Here is a 22,983-nt window from a genome sequence, read left to right on the forward strand (position 1 = left end):
GGCCTGTGAATAGGTTTAAGCGCCGGAGTTTAGCATGAGCGACAGTGACTACCTGAGCCGCGCGGAGGCCGTGCTGGCCGCCGTCGAAGCGGCACTCGACGATATCGATGCCGACATCGAGGCTGAGCGTAACGGCAACGTCCTCACGCTCGAATTCGAGAACGGATCGAAGATCATCGTCAACCTGCAGCCGCCGATGCAGGAAGTCTGGATCGCGGCCAAGGCCGGCGGTTTTCACTTCAGGTTTATCGACGGCGAGTGGCGCGATACGCGCAACGGCACGGAGTTCTATGCCGCGCTTTCCGACTACGCGACGCAGCAGGCCGGTGAGCCGGTCAGATTCGCCGCCCGCTGAGCGCGACGAATCGGGCTCCCGCCGCCCGCGCGAACGGATAGGCGGAACGGATAGGCGGCTACGGGCGGTGAGTTGTGGCCGCCTTGTCTTGTCGTCGCCCGTATCAGTGGCCGTCCAGCAGATTCATGACACGCTGCCCTTCGTCGGCGGCACCCGCGGCGGGCGCCGCGCCCGGCGGAGCATCCGATGCCGCGGCGGTTTCAGATCCGGCCTCTCCCTCCTGCGCGGCTTGCGGCACACCGACTGACGCGACGAAACCCTGACCCGGTTCGAATCCGTCGATGTAGAGCTCGCCGCCGAGCGTCACCACATCCGAGGGCATCGGCATCTCGTACGGCGGCACACCCTTGAGCGCTTCGCGCATGTAATCCATCCAGATCGGCAGGGCGACGCCGCCGCCGGTCTCGCGGTCGCCCAAGCTGCGCGGATTGTCATAGCCGACCCATGCGATGGCCGCGAGCATGTGCTGGTAGCCGGCGAACCAGGCGTCGCGCGATTCGTTGGTGGTACCTGTCTTGCCGCCCAGATCCTTGCGTCCGAGCTGGTTCGACTTGGCCCCTGTGCCGCGCTGCGCCACGCTTTGCAGCAGGCTGTTCATGATGTAGGCATTGGCTTCGTTGATGGCGCGCGGCGCGTTCTGCTCGGCGACGATCGGTTGCGCGCGGGCGAGCACGATGCCTTGCGGATCGGTGACTTCGGCAATCAGATAGGGATTGACGCGATAGCCGCCGTTGGCGAAGACCGAGTACGCGCCGGCCATCTGCAGCGGCGTCACGAGTCCCGCCCCGAGGGCCATCGGCAGGTAGGCGGGGTGCCGCTCGGCATCGAACCCGAAACGGGTGATGTAGTCTTGTGCGTAATGCGTGCCGATGTGCGCGAGGATGCGGATCGACACGAGATTGCGCGACTTTTGCAGCGCCGTGCGCATCGTCATCGGGCCGTCGAATCCGCCGCCGTAGTTCTTGGGCTCCCAAGGCGTGCCGCCCGTTTGCGCCGCGCTGAAAAAGAGCGGCGCGTCGTTGATCATCGTTGCGGGCCCGAGCCCCTTGTCGAGCGACGCCGAGTAGACGAACGGCTTGAAGCTCGAGCCGGGCTGGCGCCATGCCTGTGTGACGTGATTGAACTTGTTCTTGTTGAAGTCGAAGCCGCCGACGAGCGAGCGTATCGCGCCGTCCGCGGGCGCGATCGAAATGAACGCGCCTTCCACTTGCGGCAGCTGGACGATCGCCCACTGTCCGTCGTCGCGTTTCATGACCCGCACGATCGCGCCGGGGCGAATGCGGGCGGCCTGCGAGCTCTTCGTGCCGAGCGCGGGGGCGGCAAAGCGCAGTCCTTCGCCCGTGATGGTGACGGTGCTCGCATTGGCGAGCATGGCGTGGACTTCGCGAGGCGTGGCCGAGACGACCACCGCTGCCGTCACATCGCCGTTGTCGGGGTAACTCGCGAGTGCATCGGCGATGGCCTGCTCGCGTGCACTGCCCGCAGCCGGCAGGTCGATGAAGCCGTCCGGGCCGCGATAGCCGCGCCGGGCGTCGTAGCTCATCAAGCCGCGGCGCAATGCGCGGTATGCGTTGGCCTGATCGGCCGAATCGATCGTCGTCACGACATTGAGCCCGCGCGTATACGCTTCGTCGCGATATTGCGCATACATGGCCTGCCGAACCATCTCCGCGACGTACTCGGCATGCACGCTGAATTGCTGCACGGTCGTTTTCGCGACGGTGAGCGGCTCGTTGACGGCTGCATCGTATTGAGCTTGCGTGATGTCGCCGAGCTCGAGCATGCGTTGCAAGATGTATTGCTGACGGACTTTGGCGCGGGCCGGATTGACGACCGGGTTGTACGCCGACGGCGCTTTCGGCAGCCCGGCCAGCATGGCGGCCTCAGCGAGTGTGACCTGACGCAGGTCCTTGCCGAAGTAGATCCGCGCGGCCGAGGCGAAACCGTATGCGCGCTGGCCGAGGTAGATCTGATTCATATAGACCTCGAGGATCTGATCTTTTGTCAGTTCCTGCTCGATCTTGTAAGCCAGCATCATCTCGTAGATCTTGCGCGTGAACGTCTTCTCGCTCGACAGGAAGAAGTTGCGCGCCACTTGCATGGTGATCGTGCTCGCGCCTTGCGTCGCATGCCCGTTGCTGAGCGCGGCGAGGCTCGCGCGTGCGATGCCCGCGAGATCGACACCGCCATGATCGTAAAAGCGGGAGTCTTCGATGGCGAGTATCGCCTGCTTCATGTAGCGGGGAACCTCGGCTATATGGACGACGTCGCGCCGCTCTTCGCCGAATTCGCCGATCAGTACGTGGTCCGCCGTATAGATCCGCAGTGGGATTTTCGGACGGTAATCGGTGAGCGCCGCGATCGACGGCAAGCGCTGACTCGCGACGAGCCAGCCATAGCCCAGCACGAGGCCGACACACAGCACGCCGGCGGCAGCCAGGCCAGCGAGTACGGCGAGCGTCTTCATCGCAATACGGGCCCAACGCCGGGTGGGCGGGCGCGGCGGTTCGGGCGCAGGCGGCGGAGGATCGAGGGGCTGCATAAAAGAGCTGTCCAGAGGAACCCATCATTATAGCCACCGGTCGGGACGGGCTTTCGATTGGCTTAACGGCATAGGCGGCAGGCACAGGCGGAAGCGATAGGCCTTGGCCTGGCCGTTCGGTCGAATGTTCAGACGATACGTGGGCCGGCACCATTTCTCCATCTCAACCGAGGCGAGCGCTGCACGCGCGCGCCGCCTCGCTGCCGCAAGGAGAAACGATGCTGATCGAAACGCGATGGATGCCCGCGATGCGCCGGTTCGCCGCCGGCATCGATCTGAGCGAACACGAATTGAGGCTCGTCGTGGTCAGCCGGTGTGTTCGGCCGTTGGCCGCGTCGCGCGTCGAATGGCTTGGGGCGGAGCCGCTTCCGAGCTCGGCAATGGCGAGCGGACATATCGCCGATGTTCGCGCCATCGCCGCGGCGCTTGCGGCACTTCTGGGCCGGTGGCCCGCCGCGCGCACGGTCCGTGCGCTGCCGGCGGCGATGGCCGTGCCGGGCAGCCTCACATGGATTGCCTCGATGCCGTTGCCGCAGTTGCGCGCGGGGCTCCCCGGCGCGCGAGGTACTGGAGTTGCCGATCCCCTCGAAAGCGCGGCGCGCGCGCACGCGGAGCGCATTGCGGGCATCGAGCGCGAGGCGTTGGCTGTCGATTGGCGCGTGGAGCGCAGTGCCGCTTCCGATTGCGTACAGGTGGAAGCCGGCGCCGGGAGCGCCTCGCATCTGACGATCGCTGCGACGGCCCGCGCTCACCTCGAAGCGCGCATCGAAGCGGCCGCGGGTGCGGGTATCGCACTGGTTGCGGTCGATAGCGAGCCGGCCGCGGCTTTGCGCGCGCTCGTTCGAACCGCGGCGCCCGCGCTGCGGGGCATGGAGTCCTTCGCCGCGCTCTGGGCCGGCGACGACGGCGTCTACGGCTGGCGCATTCGCGGCAGCACCATCGAGGCGCATGGGTGTTGTCCGGCGTCGCAACGCCGGGGCTTGCCTGACATGTTGCGCGAACTCGCAGGGCCTCACGCGCTCGCGTGTGCCGTGGCGGGCGGCGACCTCGATGCGCTTGCGAGCGACAGTCTTGCGCTTGCCGATATTGGCGATCTGCTGGGGTGTCTCGCGTTGCCATTCGCATGCGCTCCGTTTCTGACGCCGGGCTCGTCGCTTTCACGCGCGCACGAGCCCGGGTTCGCCGTTGCTTATGGGCTCGCGTTGGGCGGGGTCGAGCAATGATCGCCCGGGTCCTCGTCGATCGCTCCGGACGAGCGGTCGGACTGCATGTGGGGGGCTTCAATCTGCTGCCGCACCGGCAGCGCGACGCGCGCAGGCTCCGCGGGCGCGTTTTGCGCGAATGCGCGGCAGCCGGTCTCGCGGGTGTGGCAGCCGCGCTGATCTGGAGTGCGACAGGCTCGTTTGCGCAGGAGCGCGCCGAGCGTTCGCGTCATCGGCTCGAAGCCGATCTCGCCGAATTGGCGGCGCCGGTCGCGGAATATCGGCGGCTCGAGCGCGTACAGGCGAGCATGCGTGCGCGCAGCGAGCGCTCGCGCATGCTCGCGCGCCCGCGCGAAGCGCTGTGGGGCGTCGCCGATGTACTGCGTCGCGAGCCTGTGGCCGGTATCGTCCTCGAGCGACTGCATTTGAGCAGCCGCGGCATCGAGATCGTGGCGAGTGCGGTGGACACCGCAATGCCCGCGCTTCTACTCGAGCGGCTAGGGCGTGTCCCGGGCATCCGCGCGGCCGAGCTCGCGGACCTGCGCCTCGGCTCAGGCAGCGGCGCGGGTCAAGGGGCGGTCGCGTTCCTCGTGCGGCTGGCGGTGAACGGCGCCGACGTTCAGGCGCAGGCTTCCGAGCCGCGCGCCTTCGAACGGGGGCGACGATGAGTCTGTTCGAACGCATGAGGATTTCGCCGTCGGGGCTGCTGCGCACATTCGGCCGCCCAGTGGGGATGCCGCGCCCTTCGGAACTGGGCGAGTGGTGCCGCACGCTCGTTTCGATGCCCGAACGGTGGGGCGGATCGCATCGGCTACTGATGGCCGTCGCTGTTGCGAGCGTTGCGTTTGCGCTGGTGCAGGGCTGCAGAGCGTTGCGCCACGATCGGAGCGACGCGACCGACAGTGCTGCGCTCGCCGCATTGGCGCATCGCCTCGACGATGCGCGCTCGAAAGCCTCGGCGTTGCCTGAGTTGCGGCAGGCCGTGCAGGGTTTGCCCGCGCCGGCAGTGCCCTCGGACGGAATGCGGCCGACGGCCTGGCAGTCCATTGCCGCGCTGGCTGAGCGCAGCGGCATGACGCTGCAATCGGTGGAACCGGGCGACCGCGCGGCAGCCGGCGAGGAAGCAGGGCATGTCGTCAGGTTGGCGGCAAAATCCAGCTTCGCTTCCTTCGTCGCGTTCCTGAGCGCGCTTTCGACGTTGCCGGTACTGGTGGTGCCGGCTGAGCTCGAACTGGAACACGGCGCACAGGGGCTTCTCCTCCAGGCTGAGCTCGAGGTCCACGACTCCCTGCCGAGCGTACCGGCGTCGCACGCAGGCGAGATCGGGGGCCCGTCCGGCGATCCGTTCCGGGCGCCGCCGGCAGCCGTGCCCAGCCCGGCATCCGAGCTGCGACTGACTGGCCTCATGATCGAAGGCGCCCGTTCGCTCGCACTCATCGAGGTGGAGGGCCAAGGCGCCGTCTATCTGCCCGGTCAGATGCTCGGCAATGAACGTCTGATGCGGATCGGGTCGGCCAGCATCACGCTGGCTCACCAAACGGGTACGCGCGTGTTGGCGATCGGAGCGGGGTCATGACGTCGCGCTGCGCACGCCTTGCAATGGTGGCCTTTATCTTGCTGACCGGTGCTCCGGCCCTTGCGCGCTTACCGGTGCTGCCGCCGCTTCCGCCCGGCATGCCAACCCAAGGCGCATGGCCTGCCGAAGGCGGGCTGGATGCCGATCACGGCACGCTGTCGGACAGCGGCGCCCGCGGTACGGCTGCCGAGCACGATGAGGACATCGGCGCAGCGAAGCTTGCGGACCGTGGCGACACGCGCGACGCGGACAGCGGCGATGCGCCCGAGGCTAACGGTACTTCATCACGTAACGCCGACGAGGCCGCGGACAGACGGGCCCCGGAGCGCGCCTCCGGCGATGGGTCGAATCGACTCGAGGGGCCGCCGGTGCCGCTCGGTCCGCCCCAGCGAATGAGTGATGGTATGCAGCGCCGTGGCGGGCGCGAAGACGGGGATGGTCAACCCATCACGCTGCATTTTCGCGACGCGCGGCTCGCCGACGTATTCGACGCGTTCGCCCGGTTCACGGGCCTGAACATCGTGGCGAGCGGCCGTGTACAGGGCAACGTATCGCTTTTTCTCGACGCCGTGCCGTGGCGCAGCGCCTTCGATACGCTACTGGACGCCAATGGGCTGGCCATGATCCGGCGCGACAATGTGATATGGGTGGCCCCGGTAGCCGAGCTGGCCGCTCGCGAGCGATTGCGCTTCGAGGCCCATGCCCGCGCGGCGGATCTGGAGCCGCTGGCGAGCCGCACGTTCGCGCTGCGTTATCCTCGGGCCGAGGACGTGCAGCGGCTTCTGACAGCTTCGGGGAGCCAGCGGGTGCTCTCGAAGCGCGGCGCGGCGATGGCCGATGCCCGAACCAATCTGCTTTTCGTCACGGATCTGGAGGCTCGGCTGGCACAGGTCGCGGAGCTCGTCGCGGCGATCGACAAGCCGAGCCGGCAAGTGCTGATCGAAGCGCGTATCGTGGAGGGCGTGCGGGGTTTCTCGCGCGATCTCGGCGCGCGCCTTTCCGTGCGCGGCCCAGGCAGGGCAGCGAGCGACGATGTCATTGGGTTCTCGGGCGATCGCAACGGGCTCGTGCACGACTTGTCCGCGCAAGCGCTGGCGGGCTTCGATGCCGCCACGGCTGGGCTCACGCTTTTCGCGGCGCGCGCCACGCGTCTCGTAACGGCCGAGTTGAGTGCGCTCGAGGCCGAGGGGCGGGGCGAAATCGTGTCGAGCCCGCGTATCGTCACGGCGGATCGCATGAAGGCGGTCGTCGAACAAGGCAAGGAGCTGCCCTACCAGGCGAAGGTGCGCAACGGCGTGTCCGGCATCCAGTTTCGCCGTGCGACGCTCAAACTCGAGGTCGAGCCGCAGATTACGCCGAATGGCCGCGTGATCCTGGACCTCGATATTGCGAAGGACAGTGTCGGGGAGGCGACGGCCGCGGGGCTCGCGATCGACACGAAACATGTGCGAACGCGTGTCGAAGTCGAGGATGGCGGCACCGTATCGATCGGCGGAATCTACGAGAATCGCGATCGCGACGATGTGACGCGCGTGCCGCTGTTGGGCAAAATACCGGTTTTGGGCGCGTTTTTTCGCCATCGGACGCAGCGCGAGCATGCCAGCGAACTGGTCGTTTTCATTACGCCGCGCATCGTTTCGATCGATTGACGCGCCGGGGCGGCCGGCTGCGCCCCGGTGGGCGACTCGACAAGCCGGCGCCTTTGCCAGTAAGCTGCGCCACGAACCACATCCGAATTGATCAGAGGGTACTGTTGCAAGAGCAGGGCGCAAACACCAGCATTTTCTTCGTCGGGCTCATGGGGGCGGGTAAGACCACTGTGGGCCGTGCGGTCGCGCGCCGGCTCGATCGGCCGTTTTTCGACTCCGATCACGAAATCGAAGCGCGCACCGGGGCGCGAATCCCGGTGATTTTCGAGCTCGAGGGCGAGGCCGGCTTTCGAGACCGCGAGGCTCACGTGATAGCGGAGCTGACCGGGCGCGAGGCGATCGTCCTCGCGACGGGCGGCGGGGCGGTCCTGCGTCCGGAAAATCGCGCACTTTTGCACAGCCGCGGTATCGTCGTCTATCTTCGGGCCAATCCGCACGATCTCTGGCTGCGGACTCGCAAAGACAAAAACCGGCCGCTGTTGCAGACGGAGGATCCTAAGGCGAAGCTCGAAGCGCTTTATGCGGTGCGAGACCCGCTTTACCGGGAGTGCGCGCATTTCGTCGTGGAGACAGGGCGCCCGTCGGTCAACGGATTGGTCAATATGGTCCTCATGCAACTCGAAATGGCCGGCATCACCCGGCAGGCAAATACATGATTACCGTTAACGTCGATTTGGGCGAACGTAGCTACCCCATTCACATCGGGGCCGATCTGATCGGCCGCACTGAACTGTTCGCGCCGCATATTGCCGGCGCATCGGTCATGATCGTCACGAACACGACGGTGGAGCCGCTCTTCGGCGCGCAGCTGCGCGCCGCGCTCGCCCCGCTCGGCAAAGAAGTGTCGACGGTCGTGCTGCCGGACGGCGAGTCCTACAAGCATTGGGAAACGCTCAATCGCATCTTCGATGGGCTGCTCGAAGCCCGTGCGGACCGTAAGACGACGCTGATCGCGCTCGGCGGCGGCGTCATCGGCGATATGACCGGTTTCGCGGCCGCCTGCTATATGCGAGGGGTGCCGTTCATCCAGGTGCCAACGACCCTGCTTTCGCAAGTCGATTCCTCCGTCGGCGGCAAGACCGGCATCAATCATCCGCTGGGCAAGAACATGATCGGCGCGTTCTATCAGCCGCTTGCGGTCATTGCCGATATCGGCACGCTGCGCACGCTGCCGGAGCGTGAACTCGCGGCCGGCATGGCGGAAGTCATCAAGACGGCGGCGATTGCCGATGCCGGTTTTTTCGACTGGATCGAGGCCAATATCGACGCGCTCAACCGCTGCGACGAAGACGCGCTCGCCCGTGCGGTCAAACGCTGCTGCGAGATCAAGGCGTCCGTCGTCGCGGCCGACGAGCGAGAGGGCGGGTTGCGCGCGATCCTGAACTTCGGCCATACGTTCGGTCATGCCATCGAAGCGGGTCTCGGCTATGGGCAGTGGTTACATGGCGAGGCCGTTGGCTGCGGGATGGTGATGGCGGCGGACTTGTCGGTACGCATTGGCCGGCTCGATGAAGCCGCACGCCGGCGCCTCGTCGCCGTCGTGGCGGCGGCACGGCTGCCGGTGCGTGGGCCGCAGCTGGGTGACGATCGCTATATCGAATCGATGAAAGTCGACAAGAAGGCTGAGGCGGGACAAATCAAATTCGTATTGCTGGAACGCATCGGCGGGCCTTTCATGACTGGCGTGCCGGAAAACGTATTGCGCGAGACGCTCGCGGCCAACGTCTGAAGCGAGCGCGGACGTCCGGCGCAGCGCGCCGATTCGAAAGGGGGACATGTGGAGCAGAACCCGACGCATGACCGATCGCCTGGCGCAGCGCCGGGCGAGCGCGGCTCACAAGCGGTTTCATCCGTTTGGGGCGCACCCACGGTCGAAATGCTCGAAGCGCATCTGGCGCCTTATGCCGCCCATTCGGCCCGCTCGCGGGGCCGCCGCTACGCGGAATCGGCGCCGCTCGCGCGCACCGAATTCCAGCGCGACCGGGACCGCATCGTTCACTCGACGGCGTTTCGCCGTCTCGAATACAAGACCCAGGTCTTCGTCAATCACGAAGGCGATCTGTTCCGCACACGGCTGACGCACAGTCTCGAAGTGGCACAGATCGCGCGCTCCGTGGCGCGCAACCTGCGCGTCAACGAGGATCTCGTCGAAGCGATTTCGCTCGCTCACGATCTCGGTCACACGCCGTTCGGCCATGCCGGGCAGGATACGCTCAACGATTGCATGCGTGCGCACGGCGGCTTCGAGCACAATCTGCAAAGCCTGGCGGTCGTCGACGAACTCGAGGAGCATTACGGCGGCTTCAACGGCCTGAACCTTTGCTTCGAGACCCGGGAAGGCATTCTCAAGCATTGCTCGCGCGAAAACGCATTGAACCTCGGCGAGCTCGGAGAGCGTTTTCTGACGGGCAAGCGGCCGTCGCTCGAGGCTCAGATCGCCAATATTGCCGACGAGATCGCGTACAACAATCACGATGTCGACGACGGGCTGCGTTCCGGTCTGCTCACGATCGGCCAACTCGCGGAAGTCGAGCTTTGGCATCGGCATTACGAAGAGGCCAGGCACGCGCATCCCGAACTCGAAGGGCGCCGCCTCGTGCACGAAACGGTGCGCCGCATTATCAACACGCTGATCGTCGACTTGATCGAGACGACGCGCGCCAACCTTGCCGAGCAGCGCCCCGATTCGCTCGACGCCGTGCGCGCGGCCCCATCGCTCGTGGCGCACAGCAGCGCCATTGCGGCTCAAGCGGTCGAGCTCAAGCGCTTTCTGTTCAAGAACCTGTACCGGCACTATCGCGTCATGCGCATGGCGAACAAGGCGCGTCGTGTCATCACCGGCCTTTTCGATGCGTTCACCGAAGATCCGCGCCTCTTGCCGCCCGATTACGTTGCCGAAGATCCAGCCCTCCAGCCGCGGCTGATCGCGCATTACATCGCCGGCATGACGGATCGCTATGCGCTCAAGGAGTACCAACGTCTGTTTGTCATAAACGATAACTAAACTGCTCGCCCGGTTGGAGCTGAAATCGATTTCAGCTCCAACCGGCGCGATGTTGCGTCCACTACGGAGAGGAGAAGACATGAAGGGATACAAAACGCTGGTCCGTTCTGCGGCAATCGGGGTTGCGCTCTTCGCGGGCGTGAGTCAGGGCGTTTTCGCGGCAACGGAGATTCAGTTTTGGCACGCGATGGAGGCCGCGCTCGGCGAACGGGTGAATCAGATCGCCGCGGATTTCAATGCTTCCCAGAGCGACTACAAGATCGTGCCCGCATACAAGGGTTCGTACGATCAGACGCTGGCGGCCGGCATCGCGGCTTATCGCAGCGGCAATGCGCCGGCGATCCTCCAGGTCTATGAAGTCGGCACGGCCACGATGATGCAGGCGAAAAAGGCGATCGTCCCGGTGACCGAGGTCTTCAAGCAGGCTGGCGTACCGCTCGATCAATCGGCGTTCGTGCCGACGATCGCGAGCTACTACAGCGATGCGAAGACAGGCGAGCTCGTTTCGATGCCCTTCAACAGCTCGACGCCGGTGCTGTACTACAACAAGGATGCGTTCAAGAAGGCCGGGCTCGATGCGAGCCAACCGCCGAAGACGTGGGACGAAGTGGCCGCGGACGCGGCCAAGCTCAAGGCTTCGGGCATGTCGTGCGGGTTCACGACGGGATGGCAGGGATGGGTCCAGCTCGAAAACTACAGCGCGTGGCATGGACTGCCGTTCGCGACCCGCAATAACGGTTTCGACGGTACGGACGCCAAGCTCGAGTTCAACGGCCCGCAGCAGATCGCGCACATCGCATTTCTGCAGAAGATGGCCAAGGACGGCACCTTCACGTATGCGGGCCGCAAGGACGAAGCGATGTCGAAGTTCTACAGCGGCGATTGCGGGATTTTGACGAGCTCCTCGGGCTCGTTGGCGTCGATTCGCAAGTACGCGAAGTTTCAATTCGGCACGGGCATGATGCCGTACGACGCGGGAGTCAAGGGTGCGCCGCAAAACGCGATCATCGGCGGGGCAAGCCTCTGGGTGCTGTCCGGCAAGGACGCGAACACGTATAAGGGCGTTGCCAAATTCCTCGCTTATCTGACGTCGCCCGCGGTCGCCGCAAAATGGCATCAGGACACCGGCTACCTGCCGGTGACGAAGGCGGCTTACGAGGAAACGCAGCAGCAAGGCTTTTACGCGAAGAACCCCGGTGCGGACACGGCGATCAAGCAAATGCTGAACAAGCCGCCGCTGCCGTACACGAAGGGTTTGCGTCTGGGCAACATGCCGCAAATCCGCACGATCGTCGACGAGGAACTCGAGCAGGTCTGGGCGCAAAAGAAGACGCCGAAAGAGGCGCTCGATTCGGCCGTTTCGCGCGGCGACGAGTTGTTGCGCCGCTTCGAAAAGTCCGGTACCTGACGCACGGGTTCGCGTGTCGCCGCGCTGCCGGGAGCCGCGTTACTCGCGGTCGGTGGCAGCGCGGGCAGTGCGGACCGAACGTCTTTCCCAGCTGGATGCGCTTGGCCGCCGGCCCGCATGGGCGGCGGCGCCGCGCCTTAATCGAGCGACGCGCCATGTACGAACGTTCCCGCTTTCCCACGAGCCCACTGCCCTATCTGCTGATCGCGCCGCAGTTGGCCATCACCGCAATCTTCTTTCTCTGGCCGGCCGGCGAGGCGCTGTGGCAGTCCACGCAAATGCAGGATGCGTTCGGCACATCGAGCGAGTTCGTCGGTCTCGGCAACTTCCAGCACCTGTTTGCCGATCCGCTTTATCTCGGTTCATTCAAGACGACGATCGTCTTCAGCACCCTCGTCACGGTGATCGGTCTCGTCGTCTCGCTCTTGCTCGCGGCGTGCGCCGACCGCGTCACCCGCGGTGCACGGACCTACCGCACGCTGCTGATCTGGCCGTATGCCGTCGCGCCGGCCATCGCGGCCGTGCTATGGGCGTTCCTGTTCAACCCCAGCATCGGCCTCGTCACCTTCGCGCTGGCGAAGGCCGGCATCGTCTGGAATCACGCGATCAACGGTGGGCAGGCGATGTTTCTCGTCGTGCTGGCATCGGTCTGGAAGCAGGTCAGCTATAACTTCCTGTTCTTTTACGCGGGCCTTCAGGCGATACCGCGTTCACTGATCGAAGCGGCTGCGATCGACGGCGCGGGTCCGGTGCGACGATTCTTCGGCATCGCCTTGCCGCTTTTGTCGCCGACCACGTTTTTTCTTTTCGTCGTCAATCTCGTCTACGCATTCTTCGACACGTTCCCGGTAATCGACGCCGCGACGGGCGGGGGCCCTGCGCAGTCGACGAAAACGCTGATCTACAAGATTTTCATCGAAGGCTTCCAGGGGCTCGATATGGGCAGCTCCGGCGCGCAGTCGGTGGTGCTGATGGTGATCGTCGTAGGGCTGACCGTCGTTCAGTTCCGTTTCATCGAACGCAAGGTTCAATACTCATGATCGAAAATCGCAGAGGCTTCGATCTTTTTTGCCATGCCGTCCTGATCCTGGGCGTGGCGCTGATCGCGTTCCCGGTCTATGTCGCGTTTTGCGCGGCGTCGATGAACGAGCAGCAAGTTTTCTCCGTGCCGCTTTCGCTCTTGCCGAGCACGCACTTCATCGAGAACATCGTCCATGTCTGGAGCCATGGGGCCGGCGATGCCGCGAGCCCGTTCGGCCGCATGCTGCTCAACTCGCTCATCATGGCACTGGCTATCTCGCTCGGGAAAATCGCTGTGTCGATCATCTCCGCGTACGCGATCGTCTTTTTCCGTTTCCCGTTTCGCAATACGGCGTTCTGGCTCATCTTCGTGACGCTCATGCTGCCGGTCGAGGTGCGGATTTTTCCGACCGTGCACGTGGCTTCGTCGCTTCACCTCATCAATAGCTACGCGGGGTTGACGCTGCCGTTGATCGCCTCCGCCACCGCGACGTTTCTGTTTCGGCAGTTCTTCATGACACTGCCGGATGAACTGATGGACGCGGCGCGCATCGATGGCGCTGGCCCGTTGCGCTTTTTTCGCGACGTGGTGTTGCCGCTGTCGAAAACGAACATCGCGGCGCTTTTCGTCATCACGTTCATCTACGGCTGGAATCAGTATCTTTGGCCGATTCTCGTCTCGAGCGAGCCATCGATGACGACGGCCGTGGTCGGCATCAAAACCATGATAGGGCAGGGCGACACGGCGACCGAATGGCATCTCGTCATGGCGGCGACGCTGCTTGCGATGTTGCCGCCGCTCGTGGTCGTGATCGCGATGCAGCGGTGGTTCGTGCGGGGGCTCGTCGATGCGGAGAAATAGTGCGATGCCGATGACGGCAGGGATAACGGATTGTCACATCAGCGAGGGACCATGGCTGCGTTGAGTTTGAGAGGCGTTCGCAAGACCTACGACGGAAAACAGTTCGTGCTGCACGGCATCGACGTGGACGTGTCCGACGGTGAATTCGTCGTGCTCGTGGGGCCGTCCGGCTGCGGGAAGTCGACGCTGTTGCGCATGGTCGCGGGGCTCGAGCGCGTGTCCGAAGGGCATATCGCCATTGGCGAGCGCGTCGTCAACGAGCTCGAGCCGAAGGATCGCGATATTGCGATGGTGTTCCAGAACTATGCGCTTTATCCGCATATGAGCGTACGCGAGAACATGGCGTACGGCCTGACGATCCGCGGGCTCGCGCGGGCTGACATCGATACTCGCGTCGCCGCGGCGGCAAAGATACTCGAGTTGGACCCTCTTCTGGGTCGCAAGCCGCGCGAGCTTTCGGGCGGGCAGCGGCAACGTGTCGCCATGGGGCGCGCGATCGTGCGCGAGCCGTCGGTGTTTCTTTTCGACGAGCCGCTCTCGAATCTCGATGCGAAGCTCAGGGTACAGATGCGGCTGGAGATCCAGCGGCTGCACGCCCGCCTCGCCACGACGAGCCTTTACGTCACGCATGATCAGGTCGAGGCCATGACGCTCGCTCAGCGTGTCATCGTCATGAACCGCGGATATGCCGAACAGATCGGCGCGCCGACGGAAGTCTACGAGCGTCCGGCGACCATTTTCGTGGCCGGCTTTATCGGCTCGCCGGCGATGAATCTGCTCTCGGGCCGGCTCTCGGACGACGGGCGGGCCTTCGAGGTGGCCGGCGGCGGACCTCTGCTCGCGCTTGCGGCGCATCCGGCCATCGGCAGCGCCATTGCGTGCGGGCGCGAGTGGGTGCTCGGCATCCGTCCGGAGCATATGGCGCCGCGTGCCACTCAAACGTGCGCGAGTCTTGCGGTGGACTCCTGCGAGTTACTCGGCGCGGACAACCTCGCGCATGGCCGCTGGGGCAGCCACGATGTGACGGTGCGGCTGCCCCATGCAGACCGTCCCCTATCGGGCGAAATCTTGCCGGTGGGGCTTCCGTCCGAACACCTGCATTTTTTCGATCCCGCAACCGGCAAACGCGCCGGTTGACGGCATGATGTTGGCCTCAGAAGACGAAATACGAAGATGACGACTGCACTGAACGGTTGGCCTTACCCGCGCGTCGTCGCGCATCGCGGTGGCGGGACCCTCGCACCCGAGAACACGCTTGCGGGTATCGACACGGGTGCTGCGCTTGGGCACAGGATGATCGAGTTCGACGCGAAGCTCTCGGCAGACGACGTGGTCTTTCTGCTGCACGACGACACGGTGGACCGGACCTCCAATGGCCATGGCGCCGCCGCGCGCATGAACTACGCTCGGATCGCCGCGCTCGATGCGGGCAGCTGGCGCGATGCGCGCTTCGCGGGCGAATCGATGCCGACGCTGGCGCAGGTGGCGGAGCGCTGCGCGCGCCACGGGCTGATGGCAAACATAGAGATCAAACCCTGCCCGGGACGCGAGATCGAAACGGGGCGGCGCGTCGCGGCCGAGGCGGCGAGGCTGTGGGCCGAGTCCTCGCCTCCGCCGCTCTTGTCGTCGTTTTCGATGGAAGCACTGACAGCCGCCCGCGATGCCGTAGCCGTGCTGCCGCGCGGGTTGCTCGTGGGTGCCGTGCCTGCCGAGTGGCGCTCGCTCGCCGCGGCGCTCGGTTGCGTATCGCTACACGCGGATCACCGCAAGCTCGATGCGGCACTCGTCGCCGAGATCAAGTCCGCGGGGCTCTTCATCCTGGCCTACACGGTGAACGATCCGGCTCGCGCGCGAGTGCTAGGCGGGTGGGGAGTCGATACGATCTGCACCGACCGGATCGATTCGATCGGGGCGGATTTCTTCGACCGCAACTGAAGGAAGCGGTCCGGCGCGCGAGTCCCCGGCGGGTGTCTCGCGCGTGTCCTGCCTCAGCGCGAGCGTGCCATCAACCAGCCCGTGATCAGAGCAAGGCCACCGACCACGGCGACCGTCTCCCACGGGTTCTCGCGTACGTAATCGTTGGCACCGGAAATGGCGGTCGCAGCGCGGGCGCGAATGTTATTTCGCGCGCCATCGAGCCGCGAGCGGGCCGCATCCAGACGTTTTTTCATTTGTTCGCGCAGTTGCGCGACGTCGGCCTGCGTGCCGTCAGCGAGTGTCGCTTCGAGTTCGGAGAGTAGTTCTCGCATTTCCGAGCCAATATCTTCGGCTGCGTTTCGACTATGTCGGGCGATACGGCGTGCATGACGGCTGGCGCTCGTCCATGATGTATCGAGCGCGTCTCGCGTATTCGGTAGTGCGTTCATGGTCGCTCCGTGAGCATGATTGACGGGGTGGACGTACCCGCGTTCCTGTTTCGAATGGCGGGAAAGCCCTTGTTCCGCAACTTCGATGCCAAGCCGCCTCGGACCGGGCAACGCCCTTGTACGCCGGTCGCGCGGCTGTCAGGCCAAGCGGCAAAGGTGCGACGAAAATCGGGTAGAAACGTCAGCGCAGTGCAATACCGGCGGTGGAAATTACAACGCCACCGGTCCGGTGGCGTTGCGAGCGAAGGGTCGAATTGGACTATGCTAAAAGGCGTAGCCGATCTTCGCGAAGGTGACGATCGGGTTGAGCTTGATCTTTGCTTGCGTATGGGCAGTCAAACCAAATGGCCCGACGTTGGTCGTAGTGAGGTCGGCGGTGACGCTGACCGGAATGTACGACACCGACACCCCAGCAAACCAATGCTTGTTGAACGAGTAATTGAAACCGGCGTTGAAAACGGGCGCCCAGGAACGATCCGTCGAGACGGAGGTCGGACCTCCGTGCAAGACTGCGGATTGGAACGTGCTGTTGGTGATTTGCGCGTCGGTGAACCAGACGCGCGTCACGCCGATGCCGAGGTACGGGCGGAACTTGTCATCGGGCTTCCTGAAGTTCCATTTGACGAGCAGGGCGGGACTCCACTGGCGCGCGCTGCCAAGCTTGCCGAACTGGGAGAAGGAGCCAGCCCCTTCGATGTTGAACTTGGGAGGGACGCCGATTTCGAGCTCGGCTGCGAGGTGATCCGTGATGAAGTAGCCTACGCTCAGGCCAAGCGTGTCGGATTGGTCGATCGAGGCGCCGGTCCCCGCCACCGGTGTGTTCACGGGGGCGCCGCCGATGCTGACGACCTGCAGTGGATCGCTCGAAGATTGAGGTGAAAAATGGAACCAACCCGTTGCAGCGTAGAACGTCCCGGCCGATTGTGCGTGTGCAGCCGTTGCGCATACGAGTGCCGCAACCGCCCCCGTGATGGCCTGTTGTAATTTCATATGTCTTCCTCCATAAAAGGCCCGCCTATTATGAGTAGAAGGTTTCACACAAACCAAGCGCGCGCGCTAGAGCATTCTCCCTAAGCGTTGCGTGCTCGCGGCACCAGTCGCATTCGGCCGTTGCGAACGCTTGCGCGGCGCTTCGCCTTCGGGTACTCACCAACGAACTCACGGAATCCAGCATGGCACGGCTTGCACGTCTTTACGTCCCTGAACAGCCGCAGCACGTCATACTGCGCGGCCTCGATCAGCAGCCCGCCTTCGTCGACGAACAGGACTACGAGTTGTTCGTCGATTGCCTGAAAGCCGCGTCGCGCGATCATCGCCTCGCGGTTCACGCTTATGTGCTGATGCCGGGCGCGGTTCAACTGCTCGTCACGCCGAGCGACGAATCGAGCTTGCCCAAGGCGATGCAGGCCGTCGGCAGGCGCTACGTCGCGCACTTCAATCGCCGCTACTCGCGGCGCGGCACATTGTGGGAAGGGCGCTATCGGGCGACGGTCATCGAGGGCGAGCGGTACTTTCTGCTCGCCAGCCGGGTGATCGAACTTTGCCCCGTGCGCGAGCATCTCGTCACGGCGGCCGAAGATTACCGATGGTCCAGCTATCGGCATCACATCGGACTCACCGTCGATAGCCTCGTCACCGATCACCCGCTTTACTGGTCGCTCGGCAATACGCCGTTCGAGCGACAGCGCGCGTACAAGGATCTGTGCGAACAGCCGCTCGACGAGCGCGAGGCGAACGAGCTTCAACAGGCCACTTTGAAAGGGTGGGTGCTCGGCGGAGACACCTATCGGGAGTGGGCCGCGCGCGCCGCGAACCGCCGCGTTTCGCCTTTGCCGCGCGGCCGGCCCAGGAAGGTCCGCGAAGTCACTCCGCATAAGGCGCAGCAGTAGCGCTGGTTGCCGCCCCATCCTTGGCGCCAGGGGGCGATCGGCCGCCCGCGGTTGAGCGGGGGCGGGCTGGGGCGAAGCCGCAAGCAAGCGAGAACGGCAGGAGAGATGCCGTTTTCTTTTGCACTGATTTGATATGGAACCAATAAAAAGGCACCAACCGAGTGCGCCGCACAAATTAGTTCCATATCAAGCGATTTTTGTTGCTATTCCTTTGATTCGTCGCGTATATTCCGATTTCCGGCGGTTCAGGGCAGCATGCCCGTCGGCGGCGCCCAGTGCGCGTGCCGCCAGAACCGAGAGAAGCCCTTATGCGAACGGCCAAGCCCGGCCCCCAATAGACGGTGTCCCCATGAACGATCAGCAACCGATTCTTTCGGTCCCCGCCGCGCAGGGTCTGTACGATCCGCGCAACGAACACGATGCCTGCGGCGTCGGTTTTGTCGCCCATATCAAGGGTCGGAAGAGCCACGAGATCATTCAGCAAGGGCTCAAGATCCTCGAGAATCTCGATCATCGGGGCGCGGTCGGTGCCGACGCGCTGATGGGCGACGGCGCCGGCATTCTGATCCAGGTGCCGGACGCCTTTTATCGCGAGGAAATGGCTCGCCAGGGCGTGACGTTGCCGCCGGCGGGCGAGTATGGCGTTGGCATGATCTTTTTGCCCAAGGAGCACGCCTCGCGGCTCGCTTGCGAGCAGGAGCTCGAGCGCACGGTCAAGGCCGAGGGGCAGGTGGTGCTCGGCTGGCGCGACGTGCCGGTCGATCACGCAATGCCGATCTCGCCGACCGTCAAGGCGACGGAGCCCGTCATCCGCCAGATCTTCATCGGGCGTGGTCGCGACATCATGGTGACCGATGCGCTCGAACGTAAGCTCTACATCATTCGGAAAACGGCGAGCCACCGTATCCAGGCGCTCAAGCTCAAGCACGGCAAGGAATACTTCGTGCCGTCGATGTCGGCGCGCACGGTCGTCTACAAGGGCTTGCTGCTCGCGGGCCAGGTCGGCGTCTACTACCGCGACCTTCAGGACGAGCGGGTCGTCTCGGCCCTTGCGCTCGTGCACCAGCGTTTCTCCACGAACACGTTCCCGGCGTGGGAGCTTGCCCACCCGTACCGGATGATCGCGCACAACGGCGAGATCAACACGGTCAAGGGCAACGTCAACTGGCTCAATGCGCGCACCGGCGCGATTGCGAGCGCCGTGCTCGGCGACGACCTGCCGAAGCTCTGGCCGCTGATCTATCCGGGCCAGTCCGACACGGCGTCTTTCGACAACTGTCTCGAACTGCTCGTGATGGCGGGCTATCCGCTCGTGCACGCCATGATGATGATGATTCCGGAAGCGTGGGAACAGCACACGCTGATGGACGAGAACCGGCGCGCATTCTACGAGTACCACGCGGCGATGATGGAGCCGTGGGACGGTCCGGCGGCGATCGCATTCACCGATGGGCGGCAGATCGGCGCGACGCTCGACCGTAACGGCTTGCGTCCGGCGCGCTACATCATCACGGAGGACGACCTCGTCATCATGGCGTCGGAGTCGGGCGTGTTGCCGATTCCCGAATCGAAGATCGTCAAGAAGTGGCGCCTTCAGCCGGGCAAGATGTTCCTCATCGACATGGAACATGGCCGCATCATCGGCGACAAGGAACTCAAGGACAACCTCGCCAACGCCAAGCCCTACAAGAGCTGGATCGACGCGGTGCGCATCAAGCTCGACGAGATCGAGCCGAAGCCCGAGGATGTGGCGACGGAACGCCGCGAGGCCGCGGCCCTGCTCGATCGCCAGCAGGCGTTCGGCTATACGCAGGAAGACGTCAAGTTCCTGATGGCGCCCATGGCGCAGCAGGGCGAGGAGGCGATCGGCTCGATGGGCAACGACTCGCCGCTCGCCGTGATGTCGAACAAGAACAAGACGCTCTACCACTATTTCAAGCAGCTTTTCGCGCAGGTCACGAACCCGCCGATCGATCCGATCCGCGAGAACATGGTCATGTCGCTGGTATCGTTCGTCGGACCGAAGCCGAACCTGCTCGACACGAACAACATCAACCCGCCGATGCGCCTCGAAGTGTCGCAGCCCGTGCTCGACTTCAAGGACATCGCGAAAATCCGCGCGATCGATCAGTACACGGGCGGCAAATTCAGCTCGTACGAGCTCAACATCTGCTATCCGGTGGCCTGGGGCAAGGAAGGCATCGAGGCGCGGCTCGCCTCGCTTTGCGCCGAGGCGGTCGACGCTGTCAAGTCGGGCTACAACATGCTGATCGTGTCCGATCGGCGCGTGGACCATGACAACGTCGCGATTCCGGCGCTGCTCGCGACGGCGGCCATTCACACGCATCTGGTGACGCAGGGGCTGCGTACGAGCACGGGTCTCGTCGTCGAGACCGGTTCGGCTCGTGAAGTGCATCACTTCGCGCTGCTCGCCGGCTACGGTGCCGAAGCGGTCCATCCGTACCTTGCGATGGAAACGCTCTCGCAGATGGCGCAAGGCATGAAGGGCGATCTCTCGCCCGAGAAGGCCGTCTACAACTTCACGAAAGCGATCGGCAAGGGCCTGCAAAAGGTCATGTCGAAGATGGGCATCTCGACCTACATGTCGTACACGGGTGCGCAGATTTTCGAGGCGGTCGGCCTGGCGAGCGATATCGTCGAGAAATACTTCAAGGGCACGGCTTCGAAGGTGGGCGGCATCGGGCTTTTCGACGTGGCGGAGGAAGCCATTCGCCTGCATCGCGACGCATTCGGCGACAACCCGGTGCTCGCGGGCATGCTCGACGCGGGCGGCGAGTATGCTTATCGCGTGCGCGGCGAAGATCACATGTGGACCCCCGATGCGATCGCGAAGCTGCAGCATTCGACGCGCAGCAACTCGTATCAGACCTACAAGGAATACGCACATCTGATCAACGATCAGACGCGCCGTCACATGACGTTCCGCGGGCTGTTCGAGTTCAAGGTCGACCCGTCGAAGGCCATTCCGATCGACGAAGTCGAATCGGCCAAGGACATCGTCAGGCGCTTCGCCACGGGTGCGATGTCGCTCGGCTCGATCAGCACGGAAGCGCATGCGACGCTTGCGGTCGCGATGAACCGCATCGGCGGCAAGTCGAACACGGGCGAGGGCGGCGAAGACGAGAACCGCTACCGCAACGAGCTGCGCGGCATCCCGATCAAGAACGGCGATACACTCGCCTCGGTGATCGGACCGGAAGTCGTGCGCGACATTCCGCTCAAGGATGGCGACTCGTTGCGCTCGAAGATCAAGCAGGTCGCGTCGGGCCGGTTCGGCGTGACGGCGGAGTATCTCGCATCGGCCGACCAGATCCAGATCAAGATGGCGCAGGGCGCCAAGCCCGGCGAAGGCGGCCAGCTCCCCGGCCACAAGGTCTCCGAGTACATCGGCAAACTGCGTTACTCGGTGCCCGGCGTGGGTCTCATTTCGCCGCCGCCGCACCATGACATCTATTCGATCGAGGATCTGGCTCAGCTCATTCACGACCTGAAGAACGCGAACCCGTCGGCGAGCATCTCGGTCAAGCTCGTATCGGAAGTGGGTGTCGGTACGGTCGCCGCGGGTGTGGCCAAGGCGAAAGCCGATCACGTCGTGATCGCCGGCCATGACGGCGGCACGGGCGCATCGCCGCTTTCGTCGGTCAAGCACGCCGGCACGCCGTGGGAACTCGGGCTGGCCGAGACCCAGCAGACGCTCGTGCTGAACCGGCTGCGCGGGCGCATTCGCGTGCAGGCCGACGGCCAGATGAAGACGGGCCGCGACGTCGTGATCGGCGCGCTGCTCGGCGCCGACGAATTCGGCTTCGCGACGGCGCCGCTCGTCGTCGAGGGCTGCATCATGATGCGCAAGTGCCATCTGAATACCTGCCCGGTCGGCGTCGCGACGCAGGATCCGGTGCTGCGCGCGAAGTTCCAGGGCCAGCCCGAGCATGTCGTCAACTACTTCTTCTTCGTGGCTGAAGAGGTGCGCGAAATCATGGCGCAGCTCGGCATTCGCACGTTCGACGACCTGATCGGCCGTGCCGACCTGCTCGACATGAAAAAGGGCATCGAGCACTGGAAGGCGAAGGGGCTCGATTTCTCGAACGTGTTCTATCAGCCGCGCGTGGCGGCGGAGATCGCGCGCCGCCATGTCGACGAGCAGGATCATGGCCTTGCGAAGGCGCTCGATCACACGCTGATCGAGAAGGCCCGTGCCGCGATCGACAAGGGCGAGCACGTCTCGTTCATTCAGCCGGTGCGCAACGTCAATCGCAGCGTCGGTGCGATGCTCTCGGGCACGATCGCGAAGAAGCACGGTCACGACGGACTGCCCGACGATACGATCCACATCCAGCTCAAAGGCACGGCTGGTCAGAGCTTCGGTGCATTCCTCGCGCGCGGCGTCACGCTGGATCTCGTCGGCGACGGCAACGACTATGTCGGCAAGGGCCTTTCCGGCGGTCGCATCATCATTCGCCCGACGAACGATTTCCGCGGCAAGTCCGAGGAAAACATCATCTGCGGCAACACCGTGATGTACGGTGCGATCGAGGGCGAGGCCTATCTGCGCGGCGTCGCGGGCGAGCGTTTTTGCGTGCGTAACTCGGGGGCGAGCGCCGTCGTCGAGGGCACCGGCGATCACGGCTGCGAATACATGACGGGCGGAACCGTCGTCGTGCTGGGCGAAACCGGCCGCAACTTCGCGGCAGGCATGTCGGGCGGCGTGGCGTTCGTCTACGATCCCGACGGCACGTTCCCCGCCAAGTGCAACAAGTCGATGGTCGCGCTGGAGCCGGTGCTGCAGCAGGCCGAGCAGGAGCGCACCGTCGATCGCGCGCTCTGGCATACGGGCGTCACCGACGAAGCATTGCTCAAGGGGCTCGTCGAGCGCCACTTCCAGTTCACCGGCTCGCCGCGCGCGAAGTCGCTGCTCGAGGAATGGGATACCTCGCGCCGCCACTTCGTGAAGGTCTTCCCGACCGAGTACAAGCGCGCACTGGGCGAACTGGGTGCGAAGAAGGCCGCCAAGGAAGCGCTTGCGGCATGAGGCTCGGAGGCTTGGGCCTCGCGTGTTGCGAGGCCCGCCGAACGATGAATTGAGTACGAC

The 22,983-nt window shown here is 64.4% G+C and carries 18 protein-coding genes; 15 read left to right on the forward strand and 3 right to left on the reverse strand.

Annotated elements, in window-relative coordinates; translation table 11 throughout:
* Positions 1-34 precede the first annotated feature (34 nt).
* Entirely contained in the window at positions 35-355 is a 321-nt protein-coding gene (gene cyaY, locus ACO1XS_RS03285) for an iron donor protein CyaY (protein ID WP_486389989.1), read from the forward strand.
* A 103-nt stretch (positions 356-458) separates the two neighbouring features.
* Here the strand turns inward: cyaY and ACO1XS_RS03290 are convergent, their stop codons facing one another.
* The gene (locus tag ACO1XS_RS03290; RefSeq protein WP_486389990.1) at positions 459-2,897 is read right to left on the reverse strand and encodes a penicillin-binding protein 1A; all 2,439 of its coding nucleotides are present in this window, start codon (positions 2,895-2,897) and stop codon (positions 459-461) included.
* A gap of 218 nt (positions 2,898-3,115) precedes the next feature.
* On the opposite strand from ACO1XS_RS03290, the gene ACO1XS_RS03295 reads away from it, so the two are divergent.
* From ACO1XS_RS03295 to ugpQ, 12 genes are all read left to right on the forward strand, one after another.
* Positions 3,116-4,120 carry a pilus assembly protein PilM gene (locus ACO1XS_RS03295; protein ID WP_331568818.1) on the forward strand — a complete coding sequence of 335 codons (1,005 nt, stop codon included), beginning with the start codon at positions 3,116-3,118 and terminating at the stop codon, positions 4,118-4,120.
* Positions 4,117-4,767 carry a hypothetical protein gene (locus ACO1XS_RS03300; protein WP_331568821.1) on the forward strand — a complete coding sequence of 217 codons (651 nt, stop codon included), beginning with the start codon at positions 4,117-4,119 and terminating at the stop codon, positions 4,765-4,767. Before ACO1XS_RS03295 ends, ACO1XS_RS03300 begins: the two co-directional genes overlap by 4 nt.
* Positions 4,764-5,675, forward strand: a complete 912-nt coding sequence (locus tag ACO1XS_RS03305; RefSeq protein WP_486389991.1) for a hypothetical protein — start codon at positions 4,764-4,766, stop codon at positions 5,673-5,675. The genes ACO1XS_RS03300 and ACO1XS_RS03305 overlap by 4 nt, the downstream gene beginning before the upstream one ends.
* The gene (locus tag ACO1XS_RS03310; protein ID WP_486389992.1) at positions 5,672-7,324 is read left to right on the forward strand and encodes a type IV pilus secretin PilQ; all 1,653 of its coding nucleotides are present in this window, start codon (positions 5,672-5,674) and stop codon (positions 7,322-7,324) included. Before ACO1XS_RS03305 ends, ACO1XS_RS03310 begins: the two co-directional genes overlap by 4 nt.
* Before the next feature lie 149 nt (positions 7,325-7,473).
* Complete coding sequence (locus ACO1XS_RS03315) at positions 7,474-7,980, forward strand: shikimate kinase (protein ID WP_414720215.1); 507 nt, start codon at positions 7,474-7,476, stop codon at positions 7,978-7,980.
* Entirely contained in the window at positions 7,977-9,053 is a 1,077-nt protein-coding gene (gene aroB / locus ACO1XS_RS03320; protein ID WP_486389993.1) for a 3-dehydroquinate synthase, read from the forward strand. The genes ACO1XS_RS03315 and aroB overlap by 4 nt, the downstream gene beginning before the upstream one ends.
* A gap of 48 nt (positions 9,054-9,101) precedes the next feature.
* Positions 9,102-10,328, forward strand: coding sequence for a deoxyguanosinetriphosphate triphosphohydrolase (locus tag ACO1XS_RS03325; RefSeq protein ID WP_331568827.1), 1,227 nt, complete (start codon positions 9,102-9,104; stop codon positions 10,326-10,328).
* Between the two features lie 79 nt (positions 10,329-10,407).
* Complete coding sequence (gene ugpB, locus ACO1XS_RS03330) at positions 10,408-11,736, forward strand: sn-glycerol-3-phosphate ABC transporter substrate-binding protein UgpB (protein WP_331568829.1); 1,329 nt, start codon at positions 10,408-10,410, stop codon at positions 11,734-11,736.
* Positions 11,737-11,891: 155 nt separating this feature from the next.
* Entirely contained in the window at positions 11,892-12,776 is an 885-nt protein-coding gene (gene ugpA / locus ACO1XS_RS03335; protein WP_331568831.1) for a sn-glycerol-3-phosphate ABC transporter permease UgpA, read from the forward strand.
* Entirely contained in the window at positions 12,773-13,618 is an 846-nt protein-coding gene (ugpE, locus tag ACO1XS_RS03340; protein ID WP_331568833.1) for a sn-glycerol-3-phosphate ABC transporter permease UgpE, read from the forward strand. Before ugpA ends, ugpE begins: the two co-directional genes overlap by 4 nt.
* Positions 13,619-13,669: 51 nt before the next feature.
* Positions 13,670-14,755, forward strand: coding sequence for a sn-glycerol-3-phosphate import ATP-binding protein UgpC (locus ACO1XS_RS03345; RefSeq protein WP_486389994.1), 1,086 nt, complete (start codon positions 13,670-13,672; stop codon positions 14,753-14,755).
* 36 nt (positions 14,756-14,791) lie between these two features.
* Complete coding sequence (gene ugpQ, locus ACO1XS_RS03350) at positions 14,792-15,553, forward strand: glycerophosphodiester phosphodiesterase (protein WP_486389995.1); 762 nt, start codon at positions 14,792-14,794, stop codon at positions 15,551-15,553.
* Positions 15,554-15,606: 53 nt separating this feature from the next.
* Here ugpQ and ACO1XS_RS03355 read toward each other — a convergent pair whose 3' ends face one another.
* Both ACO1XS_RS03355 and ACO1XS_RS03360 read right to left on the reverse strand, forming a co-directional pair.
* On the reverse strand, positions 15,607-15,984 hold the full coding sequence (locus tag ACO1XS_RS03355) for an ElaB/YgaM/YqjD family protein (protein ID WP_331568839.1): 378 nt from the start codon (positions 15,982-15,984) through the stop codon (positions 15,607-15,609).
* Positions 15,985-16,248: 264 nt separating this feature from the next.
* Positions 16,249-16,974, reverse strand: a complete 726-nt coding sequence (locus ACO1XS_RS03360) for an OmpW/AlkL family protein (protein WP_331568841.1) — start codon at positions 16,972-16,974, stop codon at positions 16,249-16,251.
* A gap of 182 nt (positions 16,975-17,156) precedes the next feature.
* Here ACO1XS_RS03360 and ACO1XS_RS03365 point away from each other — a divergent pair, with 182 nt between their 5' ends.
* Both ACO1XS_RS03365 and ACO1XS_RS03370 read left to right on the forward strand, forming a co-directional pair.
* Positions 17,157-17,873 carry a transposase gene (locus tag ACO1XS_RS03365; protein WP_331568843.1) on the forward strand — a complete coding sequence of 239 codons (717 nt, stop codon included), beginning with the start codon at positions 17,157-17,159 and terminating at the stop codon, positions 17,871-17,873.
* A 349-nt stretch (positions 17,874-18,222) separates the two neighbouring features.
* Positions 18,223-22,923, forward strand: a complete 4,701-nt coding sequence (locus tag ACO1XS_RS03370; RefSeq protein ID WP_486389996.1) for a glutamate synthase-related protein — start codon at positions 18,223-18,225, stop codon at positions 22,921-22,923.
* Positions 22,924-22,983 lie beyond the last annotated feature (60 nt).

This window comes from Trinickia sp. (assembly GCF_057351765.1).